General features: G+C 70.1%; 13 protein-coding genes. 10 read left to right on the top strand and 3 right to left on the bottom strand.

Annotated features, from left to right (window positions below):
* The first annotated feature begins 15 nt into the window (after positions 1–15).
* Entirely contained in the window at positions 16–918 is a 903-nt protein-coding gene (locus QSK18_RS22130) for a polyphosphate kinase 2 family protein (protein ID WP_232811978.1), read from the top strand.
* Here QSK18_RS22130 and treY read toward each other — a convergent pair.
* The 3 genes from treY to QSK18_RS22115 all read right to left on the bottom strand — a co-directional run bounded on the left by treY (position 908) and on the right by QSK18_RS22115 (position 7,548).
* The gene (treY, locus tag QSK18_RS22125) at positions 908–3,328 is read right to left on the bottom strand and encodes a malto-oligosyltrehalose synthase (RefSeq protein WP_285622680.1); all 2,421 of its coding nucleotides are present in this window, start codon (positions 3,326–3,328) and stop codon (positions 908–910) included. The genes QSK18_RS22130 and treY overlap by 11 nt on opposite strands.
* Positions 3,329–3,334: 6 nt before the next feature.
* Complete coding sequence (gene glgX, locus QSK18_RS22120) at positions 3,335–5,623, bottom strand: glycogen debranching protein GlgX (RefSeq protein WP_232811980.1); 2,289 nt, start codon at positions 5,621–5,623, stop codon at positions 3,335–3,337.
* A 242-nt stretch (positions 5,624–5,865) separates the two neighbouring features.
* Positions 5,866–7,548 (bottom strand): acyl-CoA dehydrogenase family protein, encoded by a 1,683-nt coding sequence (locus QSK18_RS22115; protein WP_285622677.1) that lies wholly within the window; start codon positions 7,546–7,548, stop codon positions 5,866–5,868.
* 262 nt (positions 7,549–7,810) lie between these two features.
* Here QSK18_RS22115 and QSK18_RS22110 point away from each other — a divergent pair, with 262 nt between their 5' ends.
* From QSK18_RS22110 to QSK18_RS22070, 9 genes are all read left to right on the top strand, one after another.
* A complete protein-coding gene (locus QSK18_RS22110) occupies positions 7,811–9,019 on the top strand; it encodes a YihY/virulence factor BrkB family protein (RefSeq protein ID WP_285622675.1) in 1,209 nt (402 codons plus the stop codon).
* 304 nt (positions 9,020–9,323) lie between these two features.
* On the top strand, positions 9,324–10,439 hold the full coding sequence (gene rsgA / locus QSK18_RS22105; protein ID WP_232811983.1) for a ribosome small subunit-dependent GTPase A: 1,116 nt from the start codon (positions 9,324–9,326) through the stop codon (positions 10,437–10,439).
* Positions 10,440–11,021: 582 nt separating this feature from the next.
* Positions 11,022–11,645, top strand: coding sequence for an excalibur calcium-binding domain-containing protein (locus QSK18_RS22100; RefSeq protein ID WP_232811984.1), 624 nt, complete (start codon positions 11,022–11,024; stop codon positions 11,643–11,645).
* A gap of 542 nt (positions 11,646–12,187) precedes the next feature.
* Positions 12,188–13,033 (top strand): tetratricopeptide repeat protein, encoded by an 846-nt coding sequence (locus QSK18_RS22095; RefSeq protein ID WP_232811985.1) that lies wholly within the window; start codon positions 12,188–12,190, stop codon positions 13,031–13,033.
* Between the two features lie 99 nt (positions 13,034–13,132).
* Positions 13,133–14,521: a YihY/virulence factor BrkB family protein gene (locus QSK18_RS22090; RefSeq protein ID WP_285622668.1), complete on the top strand. Its 1,389-nt coding sequence runs from the start codon at positions 13,133–13,135 to the stop codon at positions 14,519–14,521.
* Between the two features lie 87 nt (positions 14,522–14,608).
* Entirely contained in the window at positions 14,609–16,456 is a 1,848-nt protein-coding gene (locus QSK18_RS22085) for an alpha-amylase family glycosyl hydrolase (RefSeq protein ID WP_285622958.1), read from the top strand.
* A 29-nt stretch (positions 16,457–16,485) separates the two neighbouring features.
* On the top strand, positions 16,486–16,782 hold the full coding sequence (locus QSK18_RS22080) for a protealysin inhibitor emfourin (protein ID WP_285622666.1): 297 nt from the start codon (positions 16,486–16,488) through the stop codon (positions 16,780–16,782).
* 16 nt (positions 16,783–16,798) lie between these two features.
* Positions 16,799–17,983, top strand: coding sequence for a M4 family metallopeptidase (locus QSK18_RS22075; RefSeq protein WP_232811988.1), 1,185 nt, complete (start codon positions 16,799–16,801; stop codon positions 17,981–17,983).
* Positions 17,984–18,279: 296 nt separating this feature from the next.
* Positions 18,280–21,156: a DUF222 domain-containing protein gene (locus QSK18_RS22070; RefSeq protein WP_285622661.1), complete on the top strand. Its 2,877-nt coding sequence runs from the start codon at positions 18,280–18,282 to the stop codon at positions 21,154–21,156.
* The last annotated feature ends 489 nt before the right edge of the window (positions 21,157–21,645 follow it).

The following is a 21,645-nucleotide window of genomic DNA, read 5'->3' as shown; positions in this document are numbered from 1 at the left end:
CAGAAAGGCTTTCCAGTGGCGAAGAGCAGACCTAAGGACGAGGGTGGGCCTGAGAGCGGGTCGGTGACCCCGGGGCGGCTGGCCGGGTTGCTACGGGTCGGAAAGGGTTTCGACCTGAGCCGGACCGACTCGTCGGCAACGCCCGGGTTCTCCGGGGGCCGGGCCGACGGAGAGGTGGCCCTGGCGCTGGGCGCCGCTCAGCTCTCGGAACTTCAGGAGCGGCTCTTCGCCGCCGGTTTCAGCGGTTCCAGCCGGGCCAACGTGCTCCTGATCATTCAGGGTATGGACACCTCCGGAAAGGGTGGCATCGTCCGGCACGTGGTCGGGGCGGTCGACCCGCAAGGGGTGCGGCACACCGCGTTCAAGGCGCCGACCCCCGAGGAACTGGCCCACGACTTCCTCTGGCGGGTGCGCCCTCGGGTGCCCGGGCCGGGCCTGATCGGCGTGTTCGACCGCTCGCACTACGAGGACGTGCTGATCGTGCGGGTGCACGACCTGGTACCGAAGTCAGAGTGGGAGCCGCGGTACGAGGCGATCCGCCGGTTCGAGGCCGAGCTGGCCGCCCAGGGCACGGTGATCGTCAAGGTGATGCTGCACATCTCGCCGGCCGAGCAGCTGCGCCGGCTGGAGAAGCGGCTGTACCGGCCGGACAAGTACTGGAAGTACAGCGTGGCCGACCTGGACGAGCACGCCTTCTGGGACAAGTACCAGAAGGCGTACCAGGCCGCGCTCACCCGCTGCTCGGCGGAGGGCGCGCCCTGGTACGTGGTCCCGGCCGACCGGAAGTGGTACGCCCGGTGGGCGGTTCAGAGCCTGCTGATCGACGCGCTCACCCGGATCGACCCGCAGTGGCCACCAGCCGGGTTCGACGTGCAGGCCGAACGAACCCGGCTGAAAGCCCTTCTGGCTAGCGGGTGAGCAGGGCCACCGGGTAGGTGTTCAGCAGGTCGGCCAGCCTCGCCGGTCCGCCCTCGAACGTCTGCCCGGTGAGCTGGTCCGTCCACGAGCCCTCCGGCAGCACCACCACCGACGTTCCCCAGCCACCGGCGTCCTCAAGTGTGAGAGGCAACCGCGTGGCCAGGGTGACCGCTCGCACGTCGCCGTCCACCCCTCGTCCGAAAGCAACTGCGTGCCCGGACGAGGTGGGCAGGGGGGTGTACGAACCGCCGGTGAACCACTCCGGGTGTTCCCGCCGCAGGTGCAGGGCGGCCCGGGTGACCAGAAGCTTCTCCGCGTCCAGACGCTCCTTCTCGGCCACCTCGCCGATCGTGCCGGACTCGATCACCGACAGAAGACGCTCGCGGTAGCCGTAGTCGACCGGGCGGCGGTTGTCGGGGTCGACCAGGGAGAGATCGACGATCTCGGTGCCCTGGTAGACGTCCGGCACCCCGGGCATGGTGAGCTGGACGAGTTTCTGGCCCAGGATCGCCGCGCGCACGCCCGGCTCGATCCGCTGCCCGAACTCCTGCACGCTGGAGAGGATCTCGCGGTCGCCCAGCACCGAACGGGCGAAAGCCTCCACACCTTCGTCGAAGTCGGTGTTCGGGCTGGTCCAGGAGGTGAGCTGCTTGGCCTCGCGGGTGGCCTTGGACAGGTAGGCCACGATCCGGTCCGCGTCCGGTGCACCGTGCGGCCCGAAGGTGGCCACCAGCGTCTGCCAGAACAGGTACTCGGTGGACGCGTCCGGGAAACCGCCCGCCGAGCGGTACTTCGCGGCCTGCCGGTGCCACTGCTGCACCGACTCGGCCCAGTCCCAGGTGACCTCGCTGATCGGGGTCAGCCGGGCCCGGGCGTCCTCCGAGCGCTTGGTGTCGTGCGTGGACAGCGTGGTCATCGTGCCCGGCCAGTCCTCGGCCAGACGCGCGGCGAAGGTGTGGAACTCGTCGGCGCTCACCCCGAAGTGCTCCGGCTCGCCGCCCACCTCGTTCAGCGAGATCAGCCGGTGGTAGCGGTAGAACGTGGTGTCCTCGATGCCCTTGGCCATCACCGGGCCGCAGGTCTGCTGGAACCGGGTGACCAGCTCGGCCCGCCGCGGGTCGGTGCCGGCCTTCTCCCCGTCCTGCAAAATGGCCAGCACGGCGGCCAGAGCGGGCCGGAACTGCGGGGCCACGCGCTGCTCGGCCACCCCGTAGGCGGTCCCGAGCGTGGCCAGGGCCTCGTCGGGGGCGGCCTCGCCAGGCACCACGTAGGCCCGGTACTGGTCCATCGCCACCAGTAGCTCGACCACCGCGGTGTGCAGCTCGCGCCGGGTGAAGTCGGCCAGATCCGGCTCTGCGTCGCGGATCTCGGCGAGAAGGTCGGTCAGCCGCCGCACCTCGGTGTTCAGGCTGGTGTCGATGATCTGCCGCTTGGAGGCCTCGACGATCTCCTCGAGCGTGCGCCGGTCGCCGGTGAACTCGGTGAGCAGCTCCGACAGCGGGGAGGCGCCGGCCGGGTCGACGAACAGGCCGCCGATCCGGTTGAGCGCGTCGTAACCGGTGGTGCCGGCGCAGGGCCAGTCCTCCGGGAGGGTCTCGTGGCCCTCCAGGATCTTCTCCACCACCACCCAGGCGTTGTCGGTCAGCTCGGCCAGGTCGCGCAGGTAGCCGCGGGGGTCGGCCAGGCCGTCCGGGTGGTCGATCCGCAGCCCGGCCAGCGAGCCGTTCTTGACCAGCTCACCGATCAGGGCGTGGGTGGCGTCGAAGACCGGCTTGTTCTCCACCCGCACCGCGATCAGCGTGGTGACGTCGAAGAACCGGCGGTAGTTCAGCTCCTCGTCGGAGGTGCGCCAGAACGCCAGGCGGTACCACTGCTGGGCGAGAAGTTCCGGCAGCGGCAGGTTCTCGGTGCCCGGGCGGATCGGGAACTCGTGGTCGTAGTAGCGCACCACCCCGTCCTGCACCGAGATCTCGCCCGCAGCCAGCACCTTCGGCAGCCGGTCGCCCAGCACGGGCACGATCACCCGTCCGGGCGCCCAGTTCACGTCGAACCAGCTCGCGTACTCCGATTCGGGCCCGTGCTGCAGCAGCGACCAGTACTGGGCGTTCAGCCGGGCCGGGGTGGGCACGGCCATGTGGTTGGGCACCACGTCGGCGACCGCGGCCAGCCCGGCCGCCCGCAACGACGCGATCATCGCGTCGAAGGCCGGGCGGCCACCGGCGTCCTCGGACAGTTCGTCGTGCGCCACCACGTCGTACCCGTGCCCGGATCCCGGGGTGGCCCGCAGGATCGGGGACAGGTAGGCGTGGGTGATGCCCAGGCGGGCCAGGTACGCGGCGCGCGCACCCACGTCCGTGAATCCGAACGAGTCCCTGACCTGGAAACGATAGGTGGAAACGGGGGTGCTCAAGAAGATCTACCTTCCGACTCGTGGGGCGGGGGTCGGGGTCAGCCGGGGCGCCGCCCGCGGCACCGTCTCGACGGCCTTCCCGAACCCCGCGATGGCCTCCGTGCTGGCCGGTACCGTGCTCGAGCCGCTTCCGGACCCGCGCCGCGCCATCTGCGACGGCGGCGTGTTCTGGTCGATGGTGGGGCGTTTCAGCACCACCACCGAGCGGGCGACCACGTGCACCAGTTCGCCGGGGGCGTAGGCGTCCCCGCCGTCCTCGTGGGTCACGTCGTCGACCGCGGTGTCCAGCAGCACCGTCCACCACTGGCCGTACTCGGCCGTGGGCACGGTGAACTGGAGGTCTTCGTAGTGGGCGTTGAAGAAGATCAGGAACGAGTCGTCGATGATCTTGCGACCCCGCTTGTCCGGCGCCATGATCCGCTCGCCGTTGAGGAACACCGCGACCGCGCGGGCGTAGCTCTGGTGCCAGTCGTCGTCGGCCATCGGCTGCCCGGCCGGGGTGAACCAGGCGATGTCGCCGACCTCGCTCTGCCCGCCCCGGGAGGCCGCGCCGCCGAAGAACCGGCGGCGCCGGAACACCGGGTGGTCGTGCCGCAGCTTCACCACCCGCCGGGTGAAGGCGTGCAGGTCGTTGTCCGGACCGGCCATCTTCCAGTCGATCCAGGCCAGTTCGTTGTCCTGGCAGTAGACGTTGTTGTTGCCGTTCTGGGTACGGCCGAACTCGTCGCCGTGGGCCAGCATCGGCACCCCCTGCGACAGCATCATCGTCAGGATGAAGTTGCGCTGCTGCCGGGCCCGCAGGGCGAGGATCGTCTCGTCGTTGGTGTCACCCTCGACGCCGCAGTTCCACGACCGGTTGTGGCTCTCCCCGTCGGCCCCGCCCTCGCCGTTGGCCTGGTTGTGCTTCTCGTTGTAGGAGACCAGGTCCCGCAGGGTGAAGCCGTCGTGCGCGACGACGAAGTTGATGCTCGCCATCGGGTGCCGGCCGTCGTCCTGGTACAGGTCGGAGGAACCGGTGAGGCGGGAGGCGAACTCGCCCAGGGTGGAGGGCTCGCTGCGCCAGAAGTCGCGGACCGTGTCGCGGTACTTGCCGTTCCACTCGGTCCACAGCGGCGGGAAGTTGCCCACCTGGTAGCCGCCGTCGCCGACGTCCCAGGGCTCGGCGATCAGCTTGGTCTGCGAGATCACCGGGTCCTGCTGGACGATGTCGAAGAACGCGCTGAGCCGGTCCACCTCGTGGAACTGCCGGGCCAGGGTGGCGGCCAGGTCGAAGCGGAAACCGTCGACGTGCATGTCCAGCACCCAGTAGCGCAGCGAGTCCATGATCAGCTGCAGCACGTGCGGGCTGCGCATCAGCAGGCTGTTCCCGGTGCCGGTGGTGTCGTAGTAGTGCGAGCGCTGACCGTCGACCAGCCGGTAGTAGGCGTTGTTGTCGAGCCCGCGGAAGCAGATCGTCGGGCCCAGGTGGTTGCCCTCGGCGGTGTGGTTGTAGACCACGTCGAGGATCACCTCGATCCCGGCCTCGTGCAGCGCCTTCACCATCACCTTGAACTCCTGCACCTGCTGGCCGCGCTGGCCGCTGGCGGAGTAGGCGTTGTGCGGGGCGAAGAAGCCGATCGTGTTGTAGCCCCAGTAGTTCGACAGGCCCTTGGTGACCAGGGTGGTGTCCTGCACGAACTGGTGCACCGGCATCAGCTCGATCGCGGTGACGCCCAGGTTGACCAGGTGGTCGATGATCTCCGGGTGGGCGATCGCCGCGTAGGTGCCGCGGATCTCCTCCGGCACCCCCGGGTGGGTCATGGTCAGGCCCTTGACGTGCGCCTCGTAGATCACCGTCTCGTGGTACTCGCGGCGCGGCGGGCGGTCGCTGCCCCAGTCGAAGTAGGGGTTCACCACGATCGAGAGCATGGTGTGGCCGAGGCTGTCGTCCTGGTTGAACTCCGCGCTGCCGTCGAAACGGTAGGAGAACAGCGACTCGTCGCCGTCGATCTGGCCCTCGATCGCCTTGGCGTAGGGGTCGAGCAGCAGCTTGGCCGGGTTGCAGCGGTGGCCCGCGGCCGGGTCGTAGGGGCCGTGCACCCGGTAGCCGTACCGCTGGCCCGGGCCGACGCTCGGCAGGTACCCGTGCCAGACGAACCCGTCCACCTCGGTCAGCTCGACCCGGCTCTCCCGGCCGGCGTCGTCGATCAGGCAGAGCTCCACCTTGTCGGCCACCTCGCTGAACAGCGCGAAGTTGGTGCCCGCGCCGTCGTAGGTGGCTCCCAGGGGATACGGATGGCCTGGCCAGATCTCCATGAACTTCCCGACTCCGAAACTCGAACTGCGCCTCGTGTACTGCCCACCGGACGCGTCTCGCAACACTGCGAGGCGCGCCGGAATCACGTGCATTGTTGCGGCTCGGCCCGCGCCCCGCCGGTCAGGGGGTGGCGACTCGCCGGTACGAACCGGAAGGGGTGGAATTGTCTCCGGTTCGGGTCGTGTTCGGATGTCCCCAGGATGACAGGCGTCACAGCCGGTCGCGGCGATTTCCCGCGTGCCTATCCGGGCAGTGAGCGTTCCACGATCATCTGAGTGGCCTTGCGGCCCACCGGGAGAGTGCCGTAGAGAGTGCCGCCGCCGCCCGCCACCCGGGTGGTCAGGAAGGTGGACGCCACCGGTTCCGGAGCGCAGCGCACCAGCAGGGACGCCTGGAGCACCACCCCGAGCCGCTCCACCATCCAGCGGGCCCCGGCCTCCACCGCCGCCGGGTCGCGGCGGGCCTCGCGGGAGGCCGCCATCAGGAAGCCCGCCACCTCGTCCATCGCCCGGTCGAGCCGGGGGTCGGAGCCGCGGCCGCGGTCGATCTCGGCCAGCAGCACCTCCATCGAGCGGGGCTGCACCGCCATCGCCCGCAGCACGTCGAGCGCGCTGATGTTGCCCGGGCCCTCCCACAGCGGCCCGACCAGCGAGTCCCGGAACACCCTGGCCAGGCCGTGCTCCTCGACGTAGCCGTTGCCGCCCAGGCACTCCAGGGCCTCGGCGACCACCCCGGTGGCCCGCTTGCAGACCCAGAACTTGGCCACTGGCACCGCAGCCCGCAGCAGCTCGGTCTCGCCGGCGTCGACCGCGGCGGCCAGCCGCATCGCCAGCACCGTGGCCGCCTCGCTCTCCAGCGCCAGGTCGGCCAGCACGTTCTGCATCAACGGCTTCTCGCTGAGCACCGAGCCGAACGTCTCGCGGTGCCGGCAGTGGTGCACCGCGCGGGCCACGGCCTGGCGCATCTGCCCGGCCGAGCGCAGCACCGCGTCCAGCCGGGTGGCGGTGAGCATGCCGGTCATCGCCCGCAGCCCCTTGCCCTCCTCACCCAGGCGGGCGGCCCAGGTGCCGTCCAGCTCCACCTCGGCCGGCCGGTCGGAGCGGGTGCCCACCGCGTTCTTCAGCCGCAGCAGGCGCCAGGTGTTGCGGGTGCCGTCGGTGAGCACCCGGGGCACCACGAAGGCGGTGAGCCCGCGGTCCGCGGTGGCCAGCACCAGGAACACGTCGCTCATCGGCGACGAGACGAACCACTTCTGCCCGGTCAGCCGGTAGATGTGCTCGCCCTCGACCGGGGCGTTGCCGGCCGAGCCGGAAAGATCGGGCATCGGGGTGGCCACGGTGGTGCCGGCCTTCGGGTCGGAACCGCCCTGGCGCTCGGTGACCGCCATCCCGGCCAGGCAGCCGAGCTTCTCGCCGGGGGCCCGGAAGGCCGAGTCGTAGGAACGGGCGGCCAGCCGCGGGCGCCAGATCGCGTCCAGCCCGGGGTCGATCCGCAGCGAGGGGACGGCCGCGTAGCTGGTGCTCAGCGAGGACAGGTGGCCGCCCTCGACCTGCGACCAGACGATCATTGCGGCGGCCCGGCCGGTGTGTGCGGCCACCGGGGCGGAGCTGTCCCAGGCGGCGGCGGTGAGCCCGGCCCGCACCCCGGACTGCATCAGCCGGTGCCAGGCCGGGTGGTACTCCACCTCGTCCACCCGGCGCCCGTGCGGGTCGTGGGTACGCAGGGTGGGCGGGAACCGGTCGACCGCGTCGGCCCAGCCCAGCGAGCGCGGTGCCCCGGCGAGGCGGCCCAGGTCGCGCAGCCGGGCCAGGTGGGCCTTGCCCTCGTGCCGTTCGACCGCCTCGACCAGCACCTGGTCCTCGGAGAACACGTCGCGGTCGGCCGGCGCGGGCACCAGATTCAGTGCGTCGTCGGATTCGGCCACGAACGTCACCGTACCGACCGACACCCCGGTACACCGACAAGCCGGTAACAAGCCCACCTCAACGGCGAGTCGTGTCGCCCGCTCCTCCCGGGTGTCAGGTCACGCGGGCGTCTCGGGCGGATCTCGGGCGGATCTCGGTCTCGCGTGGTCCTGGTCACCAGGTCGGCGGCAGCCCGGCCGATGCGTTACTGACCGGCTGGGAAAGATAGGTACGGTGACCGGCGTGGTCACCGATGCGGGCGCGAGGGGGAGAGTGGTGCCGGTGACAGCGGCGCAACCTCCGGCCCTGGGCTCCGTCCGCCGGCTCCTGGCCCTGCTGTGGTGGCTGACCACCGAGACCACCCGGATCTGCCTGCGCTACCGGGTCACCGGCCTGGCCGCCGAGGTGGGCTTCTTCGCCCTGCTCTCGCTGCCCCCGCTGGTCCTCGGGCTGGTCGGCAGCATCGGCTTCGTGGGCGACCTGATGGGCGCCGAGGCGGTGGGCGACCTGCGGGGCCGGTTGCGCGAGCTGACCCTGACCTTCCTCACCGCGGAGAGCGTCAGCTCGGTCATCCTGCCCACCTTCGACCAGGTCGTCGGGGCCGGCCGGGCGGACATCGTCTCGCTCGGTTTCGTGCTCTCGCTGTGGTCGGGCTCGCGGGTGCTGAACGTCTACCTGGACACCGTGTCGATCATGTACGGGCTGGGCGGGCTGCGCGGCATCGTCCGGACCCGGGTGCTCTCGTTCTCGCTCTACTGCCTGGCCCTGGTGGTCGGCATCGTGGTGATCCCGCTGGTCCTGATCGGGCCCGGCTGGCTCTCCCGGGTGCTGTACGGGGCCGGCTGGAACACCCTGGGCGACATCGGCGGCTCGGACTGGGTGTACTGGCCGGTGGTCTCGTTCGCCACCGTGGCCGGAATCGCCGGGCTCTACCACCTCTCCACGCCGATCCGCTCGCGCTGGTACCGCGACGTGCCGGGGGCGCTTCTGGCGCTGACCATCTGGGTGCTGACCAGTTTCGTGCTGCGCTGGGCGCTGAACGAGTCGGTCGGCGGCACCTCCATCTACGGCCCCCTGGCCACCCCGATCGTGGTGCTGATCTGGCTGTACTTCCTGGCGATCGCGGTGCTGATCGGGGCGGCCCTGAACGCGGCGATCGACGAGCGCTGGCCTACCCCCGACCGGATCGAGGCGCGGGCGCGGGTGCGTGAGCGGCACGAGGCCGCAGTGGCCGGGCTGCCGGAGAACGTTGCGGAAGCAGCCGAGACGGTGCCTGAGCCGCCGGAGACCCTTACCCCGCTCGATCCACGTCCGACGTTCGCCCAGCCCGTCGTCCCCATGCCGGTACCCGAGGCCGATCCGGTCGATCCGGCCGACGACGAGCCGTTCCCGCCGATCCGGACCGGACCCGAGACCAAGCCGAACCCGGCGGTCCAGTCGTGGCGGACGTCCACCATCGACTCCGACCCCTCCGAGGACAGCGACCGCTGAGGCCGTCCGACGTCCCCGCCGGAAAATCAGGCGACATCGTCGCCGCAGTTGCCTACCTTGGAAGTGCGCCGGGAAACAGCCCGGCGAGCATCCCCGAGCCACACCGGGCGAACCGGTCGTGGCGCGGGAGTCGTAGCGACGCGCCTTCGTGGCGCAGGGGAGGAGGTCGAGATGTCCGAGCCCACCTGGGACGGCCGTCCCGCGCAGTCCTGCGCGTGCACCCCTCCGTCCGCTCCTCCCGCGCCCGCCTGACCGTCGCTCACCGCCGACGGCAGGGGGCACCTCATTCCGAGAGGTACCACCCGTGACTTCAACGCGCTCAGATTCCAGCACCATCAGTAACGACCTGCGACCCGGTGTCGTGGTCCGCGTCGACCGAGGGGTCGCCACGGTCGAGCTCACGCCGGTCCAGAACGAAGACCAATTGCTTGCGGACGTCGGTGAGCCGTCGGGCTCTTCGGTCTCCTTGGGCTCCCTGGGCACCGTGCGGGCCAGTTGGGGAGGCGGTCTGCTGACCGCCGTCCACGACGACCCGGACGCCGCCCCGACCACCGGTGACCGGGTCCGGCTGCGGTTCTGGCCGGACGAGCGGATCACCGTGGAGAGCGTCGAGCCCCGCCGCACCCTGCTCACCCGGGCCGACGCCGACGGCAGCGCCCGCCGCCAGACCCTGGCCGCCAACGTCGACGTGGTCGCCGTGGTCGAGGGACTGGTGCCCGACCCCGACCGCAACCGGATCGCCCGGCTCCTGGCCCTGGCCTGGGCCAGCGGGGCCGAACCGGTGGTGATCCTGACCAAGGCCGACCTCGAGCCCGAGGCGGCGCGGATCGCGGCCGAGCTGCAGACGCTCAGTGCCTGCCCGGTGCTGCCGGTGTCCTCGGCCTCCGGCGACGGGCTGGCCCCGATCGCGGCGCTGTTCGCCGGGGGACGCACGGTGGCCTTGCTCGGGCCCTCCGGCGCCGGTAAGTCCAGCCTGGTCAACGCGTTGTCGGGGGACCATGTGATGCGGGTCAACGCCCTGCGCCGCGACGGCAAGGGGCGCCACACCACGGTCACCCGAGAACTGCACCCGGTGGCCGGCGGCTACGTGATCGACGGGCCGGGGCTGCGCAGCGTCGGCATCAACACTGCGGCCGGGCTGGACCAGACCTTCGCCGACATCACCGAGCTGGCGCAGGACTGCCGGTTCTCCGACTGCGGCCACTCGGTCGAACCGGGCTGCGCGGTGATCAGCGCGATCGAGAACGGCGACCTGGACCTGGAACGGTTCGAGTCGTACCGGGCCCTGGTGGCCGAGGGCTTCCGGCAGGAGGTGCGCCGGGACGCCCGGCTGCGGCAGGAGGAACTGCGCAAGCACAAGATCATGCACAAGGCGCTGCGCCGGCACTACCAGAAGCCGCCGGAGCGCGGCCGCTGGTGATCTGACCACCTCGCGATGTGTACACATGGTCCACCTGGTACCGGGTGGACCATGTGTACCGAGGAAGCGCGGACCTCGTCGTTTCCTGGCGAGGGCGGCCGGCGGCTGGGGGAGACCCGGTCGCCGGCTCTTGTTTTGCAGTACCTGGGGTTGAAGGGGTTGAGGGGGCTGGCGGAGAAGCCGGGGTTGGTTGTGCTGGAGGGGTGACTGGTCGGTGTGCTGGGGGCCAGCGGATCGGCTGTGCTGGAGGGGCCGACGGGTTGGCTGTGTTGGAGGGGCGGGTCGGCTGCGCTCTGTTCCGCGCGTGTTCACCGACAGCCGCTTCGGCATGCTGGCAGCCCTGAACAGGCACGAGTCACCGCAACTGCCTTCCTGGCGTCCACCCCCACCCGACTACCGCAGGCTGACGGGCTGGGCGGTGCGGTCGGCGGGGCGGTTCGTCATCGGCCTCTCGGCGGGCGTGGGCGTCAGGAGAACGGGCTGTTCCTGAGGCTGTACGTGGCACGGGGGACAGGTGCTGCCTAGCGTGGTCAGTGGGAGCCGAGGCGCGTTCGGTGTTCCGTCGCCGATCGGAGGCCGCAGATGGTCGATGGCTGGAGCTTCAACCCGCCGCCGCACTGGCCCCGCCCTCCCCGGGGCTGGGTGCCACCGCCCGACTGGGAGCCGGATCCGGAATGGGGACCGCTTCCTCCGGGCTGGCAGCTGTGGGTGCCCACCCCCTCGACCCGCCACCCCTGGCCGGCTGTGCTGTGCGCGGCCGGTGTGGTCGCGCTCGCCGTGGGAGCGATCAGCTGGGTGCCGCGAATGTCCGATGCTGCTCTGTTGCCGGGTGATTCCCAGCTCCGACCGGCCGGTCTCGGGTCCGGGGCGCCGGTTGTCGAAGGCACGCGTACGCCGGAGATTCCGGGCCCGCGAACGGTGCAGAAGGAGAAGTATGCACCGCCCGTCGAGGCCACCCAGATGACCCAGGAGACGGCCCCCCGCTTCAAGAACTGCGACCGGCTCGTCGCCGAGTATCCGCACGGGGTCGGCCTGCCCGAGGCGGTGGACGTGCCCGCGCCCCGGCGCGACGAGCGGCGCTCCGGTGCCGAAGACGGGCCGGGACTGTCGTCGCCGGTGGTGGATTTTGGCCGTAGTACAGCCCTTTACGGGGCCAACCAGGGCCTGGACCTGGACCAGGACGGGATCGCCTGCGAGCGGGCGTGACCGGCGATGACTGGCCTTGACGGTGATGGGCCGGCTTTGAGGGCGATGACTGCTGATGGCTGACCTTGACGGCGATGACGCGCCTTGAGCGGCGATGACCGGCGGTGGGCGAATCGGCACTCTTGCATGGTTCGGTGTCGAGATGGCTTGTGTGGTCGGCCGATTGCCGAAACGCCGAGGGGGCGGGGATACGCCCTCGCGGTTATCCACAGATTTCGCTTCTGGGGGCGAGATTGCCGGCCGGGGCGCCTAGTATCGGTGGTGCTGGAACCGGCCTGCGGTGAAAAGTACTGCGAGACAGGAGGTAATCGTGTCGTTTCGGATGCACGGTACCTCTGGGGTCCTGGTGCCCCGGTGATGCAGGAGGGTAGGCGGAAGGCTGTTGCCGGGGAGGTCCCGCTCGGTGTGGATGTGTTCCATCTGACCGTTTCGGGCGCTCTCGCAGGCGCGAATGTTGTTCAGCGGGAGCGTGTCAGGAGTCACGTTGGCTTCTGCCCGGCTCCGGCCGAACAGGGTAACGAACGTGAAGAAGGAGCCCCCCGATGACGCAGTCCACCAGTACCAGTGAATGCGGTGATCCCGTCGAACCCGGAGCCCTCGTCCGGGCCGGGTGCGCCGCGGCCGACCGTGGCCACCTGCGCGAGGCGCTGCGCCTGTTCGGGGCGGCGGCGCTGGCCGGTGACGCCTCGGCCCAGCTGAACCTGGGCAACACCTACATGCAGCTGGGCCGCCGGTCCGAGGCGGCCGAGGCGTTCGGGGCGGCGCTGGCCGCAGGTGAGCCGGGAGCGGCCTACTGCCTGGGCCGCGCCCTCGAGGACCTGGGCGACGTCGACGCCGCGCTCGAGGCGTACCGGCAGGCCTGGGCCGAGGGTGACGCCAAGGGCGCGATCGGCGCCAGCTGGATCCTGAGTGACCGCGGGCACCGCATCGAGTCGTTCGAGCTGCTGCGGGCGGCGGTCGGGCAGGGCAGCGATCTGGCGGCCGGTGTGCTGGGCGTGCGGCTGTGGGAAGAGGAACGCGCCCGGGAGGCCGAAGGGCTGCTCAGCCGCGGCCTCACCCTGTATCCGCCGACCCGCCCGCCGCTGGCCGAGATGTACCTCGAGCAGGGGCGCGCGGCCGAGGCCCTGGCCGTGCTGCGCGACGGTACCCAGGCCCTCGAGGTCGAGTGCTTCCTGCCGATGGGCAACCTGCTCTACGAGGTGGCCGACAACTCCGAGGCGGCCGAGGCGGCCTACCGCATGGGGCTGAGCCTGGGCGATGCCAACTGCCGCCTGAACCTGGCGTTGCTGCTGCGCGCCACCGACCGCGAGGAGGAGGGCATGGCCCTGCTCGTGGCTGCGGTCGAGGCCGGCGACGAGCTGGCCCGCAAGCACATGGACCTGGAGTGACCCGCAGGCCTTCGGGGTGCCGGGGCCGCCGCGTACCGGCATCCTGGTAGCCCTGGCAGTGGGCGCGACCACGCCCTTCGGAAAAGGTGTGGTGGGCGAGTGTCGGTCGGTGAGCGGGCGGAGCGGCTGCACGACCGGGTGGACCGGTTCCAGCAGAAGCACCGGGTCGTCGGATTCCCTTTGGCCGTCGTGTACAAGTTCTTCGACGACCAGGGCGGTTACCTGGCCGCGCTGATCACCTACTACGGCTTCCTGTCGGTGTTCCCGCTCCTGCTGCTCCTGGCCTCGGTGCTCGGCTTCATCCTGCAGGGCAACCCCGACCTGCAGCGCGAGATCCTCGACTCCGCCCTGAGCCAGTTCCCGGTGATCGGCGATCAGCTGGGCGACCCGCGGGGCCTGCGGGGCAGCGCCACCGCGGTGGCGATCGGCCTGGTCGGCTCGATCTACGGTGCCCTCGGCGTGGCCAACGCCACGCAGAACGCGATGAACACGATGTGGGCGGTGCCCCGCAACCGGCGGCCCAACCCGATCGCCGCCCGGGTGCGCAGCCTCTTCCTGCTCGCCGTGGGGGCGCTGACCTTCATCGTCACCGGCAGCCTGGGCAGCATCGGCACCAACGTCAACGGGTTCGCCGACCTGCTCAACTTCAACGAGGTCCTGCGCCTGGCCTCCGGCCTGGCCGGTATCACCCTGATCACCCTGTTCTTCATGTTCCTGTTCCGGTGGGGCACCACCCGCCGGCTCAGCCGACGCGACGTTCTGCCCGGCGCCGTCGCGGCCGCCCTGGTGTGGCAGGCCCTGCAGCAGTTCGGCACGGTCTACGTGGGCAGCGTGGTGCGTCAGGCCGACGCCACCAACGGGGTGTTCGCCATCGTCCTGGGCCTGATCGCCTGGATCTACCTGGCCGTGGTGGCCCTGCTGATCTGCGCCGAGGCCAACGTGGTGCGGGTGCGCGAACTCTTCCCCCGCACCCTGCTCACCCCCTTCACCGACGACGTCGACCTCACCGACGCCGATCAGCGCGCCTACCGCAGCTACGCCCGGGCCCAGCGCACCAAGGACTTCGAATGGGTCGACGTGGGCTTCGAGCACGGCGGTCAGAACGCCACTGCGCGCCGCCGTCGTCGGCTCGCCCGGGCCCAGGCCAAAGAGGCCTTGCGTGCGCAGGAGGCCCGCGGAGATCAGGAGGCCCGCGGAGATCAGGAGACCCACGGGGAGCAGGAGTCGCAGAGCGTTTCCGGGCCGACCCGTTCCGAGCCTGGTGCGCCCGTGATCCCCGAGATGCGGGACTCGTCCAATGACCAGACCACGTCCGGGGCCGGCGCCGCGAGCGGAGCTGGTTCTGGAGCCGGTTCCGGAGTCGGGCCCGGAGCTGGTTCTGGAGCCGGTCCTGGCGCTGGTTCTGGAGCGGGTTCTGGAGTCGGGCCCGGGCGGGCGGAGCCGAACCCGAACGGTCCCGGCGGCGAACGGCCCGAACGAGCATCGTGATACTGACCCGTCGGCCGCCGATCCCGTGGATCATGAGAGGCCGGACCCCACCCCCGGCGGCGGAGGAGGAAGTCAGGCGTGGCTGCGATGAGCTACATGGCCGAGCGGTGCGGGGCCTGGCCGGTCGGTGACGACCCGGACGCCGCGGCCCTGGAGTTCCGGCTGTTCTTCCCGGCCGGTGTCGACCCGGGCATCCAGTCGCTCGAGGTGACCGGCACGTTCGCCGCCCCCGGCGCTGCGCCCCTGCAGATGACCAGAGACGCGTCGGACCCCCGCGGGGAGTTCTGGACGGCCACCACCCCCGGCCCGGTCCCGGCCGGGTTCTACGAATACGCCTACGACGTACGCTTCCACAACGACAGCACCCGCCGGGTGGCCGACCCGTGTGCGCGCTACAGCGGCCTCGGTGAGCTTCGTTCCGGTGTGGTGGTCGGGGGCAGCAGCCCGGCCCAGAACACTGTGCGCCCCCTGGCCCACAAACGTCTTCAATTACAAGACCTGATCGTCTACGAACTGATGCCGGACGACTTCACCGCCGGCTACCGCGGCTCACGGGCCCCGCTCGACGCCGTCCACGACAAGCTCGACCACCTCGCCGCCGTCGGGATCAATGCCATCCTCTTCATGCCCTGGACGGCGTGGCGCAGTCGCGACTTCGACTGGGGCTACGAACCGTTCCAGTACTTCGCGCTGGAGGCCCGCTACGCAGACGCTCCCGACACCCCGGCCGAGAAGCTCTCCCGCCTCAAGAACCTGATCAGCGCCTGCCACGACCGGGGTATCCAGGTGATCATGGACGGGGTGTTCAACCACGTCAGCCGCGAGTTCCCCTACCCGCAGCTGTACCAGGACCCGCAGACCTGCCCGTTCACCGCCGCGACCTTCGGCGGCTCGTTCACCGGGCTGCAGGATCTGGACTTCGCCGCCGAGTGCACCAACGACCTGGTCCTGGACGTGTGCACCTACTGGGCCGGGCAGTTCGGGCTGGACGGGATCCGGCTGGACAACACGGTGAACTTCTACGTGCCGGGCGACCTGCGCGGCCTGCCTCGCCTGCTCTCCTCGATGCAGGAGTGGCTGCAGGAGCGCGAGGAACAGAACTTCACCTTCACCGTCGAGCACATCGACGCCAGTGCGGTCACCTTGACCAACGCCACCGACACGCACAGCTTCTGGGACAACTCGCTGCACGAGCTGACGTTCGAGTGGCTGTGGACCGGTGGCTTCGACGAGCGGCTGCTGCCGGCCCTGAACAACCGCCGGTTCCTGCAGGACAAGCGCAAGGCGCCCACGCTGTACCTGAGTAACCACGACCACTCGCACGTGAACCAGAGAGCCGGAGCCAAGGACGAGGTCGGCGCACCGGGCAGTTGGTGGCGGGTGCAGCCGTACCTGATCGCGCTCTTCACCTCCACCGCGGTTCCACTGGTGCACAACGGGCAGGAGTTCGGCGAGGAGCACTACCTGCCCGAGAACGACCACGACACCGGCCGCCGGGTCACACCGCGGCCGCTGCGCTGGAAGATCGCCGGAGACCGGATCGGCCGCTCGCTCACCGCACTGCACGGCGCCCTGGCCCGGATCCGCACCCGGCACCCGGCCCTGCGCTCGGAGTTCATGTACCCGCGGTTCTGGCCGGAGGCCGACACCGGGCCCCGTCCGGAGGGGATCGGTGTCGACACAAACGCCCGCACCGCCGTCTTTCATCGGTGGGCCGGTGGTGCTCTGGTCGAGAACATCGTCGTCGTGCTCAATTTCGCCGATGTCGACCAGGTGGTGACCACTCCGTTCCCCCTCGACGGCACCTGGGTCGACCTGCTCGCGGGGGAGATCGACCCCGACCGGCCGTGGTCGGTGGAGGTCTCCGGCTTCACCGCAGCGGTCCCGACCCCCTCCCACTGGGGTCGGGTTCTCTGCCGTCTGCACGTGCCCTGACCTCGAGGTGAATCAGCGGGAGAGTCACGATGCTCATCAACCTGAACCGCAGTGGCGGTTTCGCCGCTGTTCCGGGGCTCGGCCGCAAACTGTCGGTGGACACCAGTAGCCTTCCCAAAAATGATGCGGAACAACTGGAGTCGGCCGCACGGGCGGTCCTCTCCGGCCGGCAGCCGCCGGAACCGACACCACCCACCGCGGGTGACCATTACACCTATCACCTGACCGTGCAAGAAGGATCAGCCAGTCACTCCCTGACCGTCACCGAGCCCTTCGAGGACCCGGCGATGGACACCCTGATCGACCTGCTGTCGTCCTGTTCGTGAGCCAAGGGGGAGCGAAATGAACGCAACAGAAAGAGCAGTCGCGCATCTGGGTCTGCACCACGTCCTTCCGCCCTACATCCTCGAGCGGATCGCCGAGAGCGGCCCGGCCGAGCTGCGTGAGGCCGCCCTGGTCGACCTCAGCATCGACCGGCAGTTGCGCAGCGCCCGGGTGGCCCAGCCGCTGGCCCGGTTCGGCACCGCCGCCGAGGCCCTGGACACCACGCCCAACCGCACCGTCTTCGACGCGGAGAACCGGCGTTCCCTGCCCGGCACCGAGGTGCTGCGCGAGGGCGGCGACCCGGTCCCCGACGTGGCCGTCACCGAGGCCTACGACGGTCTGGGCGCCACCTTCACGTTCTGGTGGGAGGTGTTCGGCCGCAACTCGATCGACGCCAACGGCCTCCCGCTCGACGCCACGGTGCACTACGGCCGCGACTACGACAACGCCTTCTGGAACGGCGAGCAGATGGTGTTCGGTGACGGGGACGGGGCCCTGTTCAACCGGTTCACCGTCTCGCTCGACGTGATCGGGCACGAGCTGGCGCACGGTGTCATCGGGGCCGTGCGCGACTTGGTGTACAGCCACCAGTCCGGCGCCCTCAACGAGTCCCTGGCCGATGTGTTCGGCAGCCTGGTCAAGCAGTACTCGGCCGAGCCCCGCCAGAGTGCGGAGGAGGCCGACTGGCTGATCGGGGCCGGGCTGCTCACCAGCGCCGTGCAGGGGGTGGCCCTGCGCTCCATGAAGGCCCCCGGCACCGCCTTCGACGACCCGAACCTGGGCCGCGACCCGCAGCCCGCCTCGATGGCCGACTACCTGGAGACGGACGAGGACAACGGCGGCGTCCACATCAACTCCGGCATCCCCAACCGCGCCTTCTACCTGGCCGCGGTCGGGTTCGGCGGCTACGCCTGGGAAAAGGCCGGCCGCATCTGGTTCGCCACCCTGTCCAGCGAGGAACTCACCACCACCGCCACCTTCTCTGAGTTCGCCACGATCAGCGTCGCCCGGGCCGAGGAACTGTTCGGCGCCGAGGGCCGCGCGATCGTCGAGAGCGCCTGGGCCGAGGTCGGGGTGGAACTGGCGGCCGCCGAGGACGGGCCGGAGGGTGACGCCAATAGCAGCGGGGCCAGCAGGATCGACCTGACCGGTGCGGACAACGGCGGGCTGACGTCGAGCAGCACGGAGGCCGTCCAGAACTGAGGCTGTCCAGAACCAAGGCTTTCCAGAACTGAGCTGGTTCGAAACTCAGCTGGCCGGCCGGTCTCTGAAGGGGCCTCTGGTGGTGGCTCTGGTCGGCGGGTGAAAGGCTTTGACGAAGAGGGACTGTCCGGTTGGCCGGGCAGTCCCTCTTCGCTTTGCGCATGCACTTGTCCCTCATGATGCCGAGCGTTCGGAGCCGGCTTCAGTAGCGGTCGGCAAGGTTGTCGGTGGTGGGGTTTAGTCTGGTTCTGTCGCGGTGGGGGCCGTAAAAGTGCCTACGTTCTGGGGGTGTTCACGTGGGAGCGCTGGCAGAAGGCAGCTTCGAGGGGCGTGTTCCAGGGCTGAGTGTGGGGGTGTTCGAATGGCTGCTGGAGGAGGTCGGCGCGCTGGCGGCTTCAGGGGGGCAAGTTGAGTCCGCCCGCGCATTTGAGCCTGGCGGTGTAGCTGGGGCGTCCGGTGTGATGGAGTCTGAAGGTGTAACTGAGACAGTCGATAAGGCCGAGTCTGCCAATGTCGCCGAGTCTGCCGGCCCTGCCGAGCCCGCCGACCTTGCCGACCTTGCCGACCTCGCCAAGTCTGCGGACATCGCCGAGCTTGTCGGTCTCGCAGTGGCTGTCGACGTGGCCGAGTCAGCGGACCTCGCCGAGTCAGCGGACCCCGCCGAGTCAGGGGACCCCGCCGAGTCAAGGGACCTTGCCGAGTCAGCGGACCTTGCCGAGTCTGCCGACCCCGCCAAGTCAGCCGACCCTGCCAAGTCCGCCGCGCCGGTCCAATCTCCTGAACCTTCTGGCTCAGCCCAGTCCGCCCGGCTGTCTGAGCCGACCAAGCTCTTTGAATCAGCCGAGCCCGTCCCATCCGCTACGGCTCCTGTTTCGCCCGCGTCGTTGTGTCCCTCGGCCTCGTCACGGCCCGAGACCAGCCCCGATGCGTGGGTTACCGGTCTGATGGCGGGAGAGCTGTTCATCCGGCGTCTCCAGGCGGCCCAGATGCGTGCTCTGGTCGCGGCCGTAGAGAGAGTTCCGGCCGTCCGCCGCCGTGGTGCCCGCGATGACCAAGATCCAGATGGCTCAGATGGTTCGGGTGGCTCGGACGGGCGCGATTCAGCCAGTTCGATCTCTTCGCGCCGGCTGGTGTCTTCGCGCCTGGCCCCGGAGATGAACTGTCACCCCCTCACTGCCGCCACCGAGGTGCAGACCGCGCTGGGGCTGGTGCACGATCTGCCGCGGATCTTCGCCCTGCTGGAGCAGGGGCGCATCGATGCCGGCCGAGCCCGTCTGGTCACGAGCAAGTTGCACACTGCGAGTGAGACCCGGCCCCAGCTCGAGCCGGGGAACGATGCTTGGCGGCTGCTTGAGGCGATGGTGGCGGCCCAGGCTCCGGACCTGACCTACGGGGAGCTGGATCGGCTGATCGTCAGGCTGCTGCTGCAGCTCGATCCGGACGGAGGGAACGACCGTCACGCCCAGGCCCTGCGCGGTCGGCACGTACAGGTCGAGGCCCAGCCCGACGGCATGGCCCTGATCACCGCCCTGGTCTCGGCCGAGGCCGGGCAGTTGCTGGACGGCTTCCTCGATGCGGCCGCCGACGCGGCCCGTGACCGAGCCGCCGAAGACGGTGTGCCGGACGGCCGTACACATGCCCAGCGGCGTGCGGACGTGCTGGCGGCGCTGGTGCATGCCCTGTCGGAGGGGGTGCACATTCCTCTGGTTCCCGACCCCCGCAACGAAGCACGCGACGAAGATCTGGCTGAGCAAACGGGTCAGGCAACCACCCTCCACCACAAGCCTTCAGCCAAAAACCTGCCCACAGACGAGCCTTCCGGGAAGGGCCCCGCCCACGAAGAGCCTTCCGGTGAGAGGTCGTGCCGCGGGGAGGCGTGCCGTGAGGGGGCGTGCCGTGAGGGGGCGTGCCGTGAGGGGGCGTGCAATGAGGGGGGATGCCGCCAGGAGTCGTCTCGCGGGCAGTCGTGCCGCGAGGGGGCTTGCCGCCAGGAGTCGTCTCGCGAGCAGTCTTCCCGCGAGCAGTCCGCCCGTCAGGAGCACTCCCGCGAGCAACGCTGCCCCGAAGAGCCTCCCCATCAAACCGGAGCGCCGACCGCAGGTCCCGGCCCCGCCGCGCATCCGGACGCTCCGGCCGCCGAGGCCGAGCCAGCCACCGACGAAGAATGTGAAGCTCGCTCGGCTCAGTCTGGCGCAGACTCCTTCCGCTGGTACGAGGAGGAAGACGTGCAGCCGACAGCCGCCGACAACTACAACCCGTTGCGGGATCCGGGCTTTCCTCCGGTGCCACAAGGAATGATCCCGGCCTGGTGGGAGATTCCGAACCTGCCCCGGGGCAAGGGCCGCGGCGCGCATCTCGTAGTGACGATCACCGACGCCACCCTGCTCGGACTGGATCAGATTCCTGGTCTCCTACAAGGCCACGGGGTGATCAGTGCCGAGCATGCCCGCCGCTTGGCCGTCGCGCCGAGCCAAGTCACGCTCCTGGTGCTGCCGACCGCCTGCACTCACGCACCCCCTGACGCTGACGAGACCTCATGCCCGGTCGGCCTGGACCACCAGCAACCTCAGGCCGACCGCTACAGGCCGGGGCGGACCCTCACCAATCAGGTTGCCGCGCGCTACCCGGTCTGCACTTTCCCTGGCTGCAGCACCCCAGCCAGCCGCTGCGATCTCGATCATCTCCAGCCTTTCGAGCGTGGAGGGGTGTCGTGCGCCTGTAACCTGCACCCGGCCTGCCGGGGGCACCACCGCCTGAAGACCTTCGGGGGATGGCAAGCCCGCCCGGCCCGAGCCAGCGAGCCCTATCCACCAGGCACCATCATCTGGACCACCCCCGACGGCACCGGTCATGCGAGCTCGCCCGCGTGCCTGCCGGGTATGCCCGGCTGGAGTCTGCCCACCAAGGCCCCCGCGCTCCCGGCAGAGGACGAGACTCTGACACGGATCGACCTGATGTCCTCGGCCGAGCGCACGGCCCGTCGCACCCGCCGCTGGAGCCGTGATCTGCAGTGGCAGGCCGATCGCCAGGACCGGCTTCGACGAGCAGCAGCCAAGCAGTCCGCGAAGCAAGCAGCCAAGTCCGCGATCAGGCCACCCCTGGCTCGACCTCCACAGGCTCCCTGGGGTCAGGCAACCGGCGTCTTCCCTGAATACGGCGAGCCCCCTTTCTGAGGCTCGCTTCGCGACAGCACAGGAGCAGCTCGGGTAGTCGGGCGGCTCTCGTGGACGGCTGAGTGGGGCGCGTGTCTGCAATCGGGGAATCAGGCCAGGTGCACAGACGCCCGCGGAGGCTGGAGCTGGGGAGGGCTGAGCTTGGGCGGACTTGGGGAGGCTGAGCTAGGGAGGCTGGAGATGGCGGAGGGCGGAGCTTGGGAGGCTGGAGCAGGAGAGGGCTGGAGCTGGAGAGGGCTGGAGCAGGAGAGGGCTGGAGCTGGAGGGGAGCCGGAGGGTTGCAACCTGGGCGGGCTGAAGCAGGAGGACAGGAGGTGGGAGGGGCGGCCGTTAGACGGATCTGGCAGGAGGAGGACTGCGGCCGTTAGACGGATCTGGCAGGAGGAGGACTGCGGCGGGGGGACTGCGGCGGGAGGGTGCTGGGGCAGGAGGGTGCTGGGGCAGGAGGGCTGGAGCTGGGGAGGGCCGGGAGGGGCGTCGGCAGGGCGC

It is taken from the genome of Kineosporia sp. NBRC 101677, from assembly GCF_030269265.1.
Classification (GTDB): domain Bacteria; phylum Actinomycetota; class Actinomycetes; order Actinomycetales; family Kineosporiaceae; genus Kineosporia; species Kineosporia rhizophila.
The sequence above is the reverse complement of the archived record's forward strand: the minus strand, read 5'-3'. Positions and strand labels throughout refer to the sequence as shown.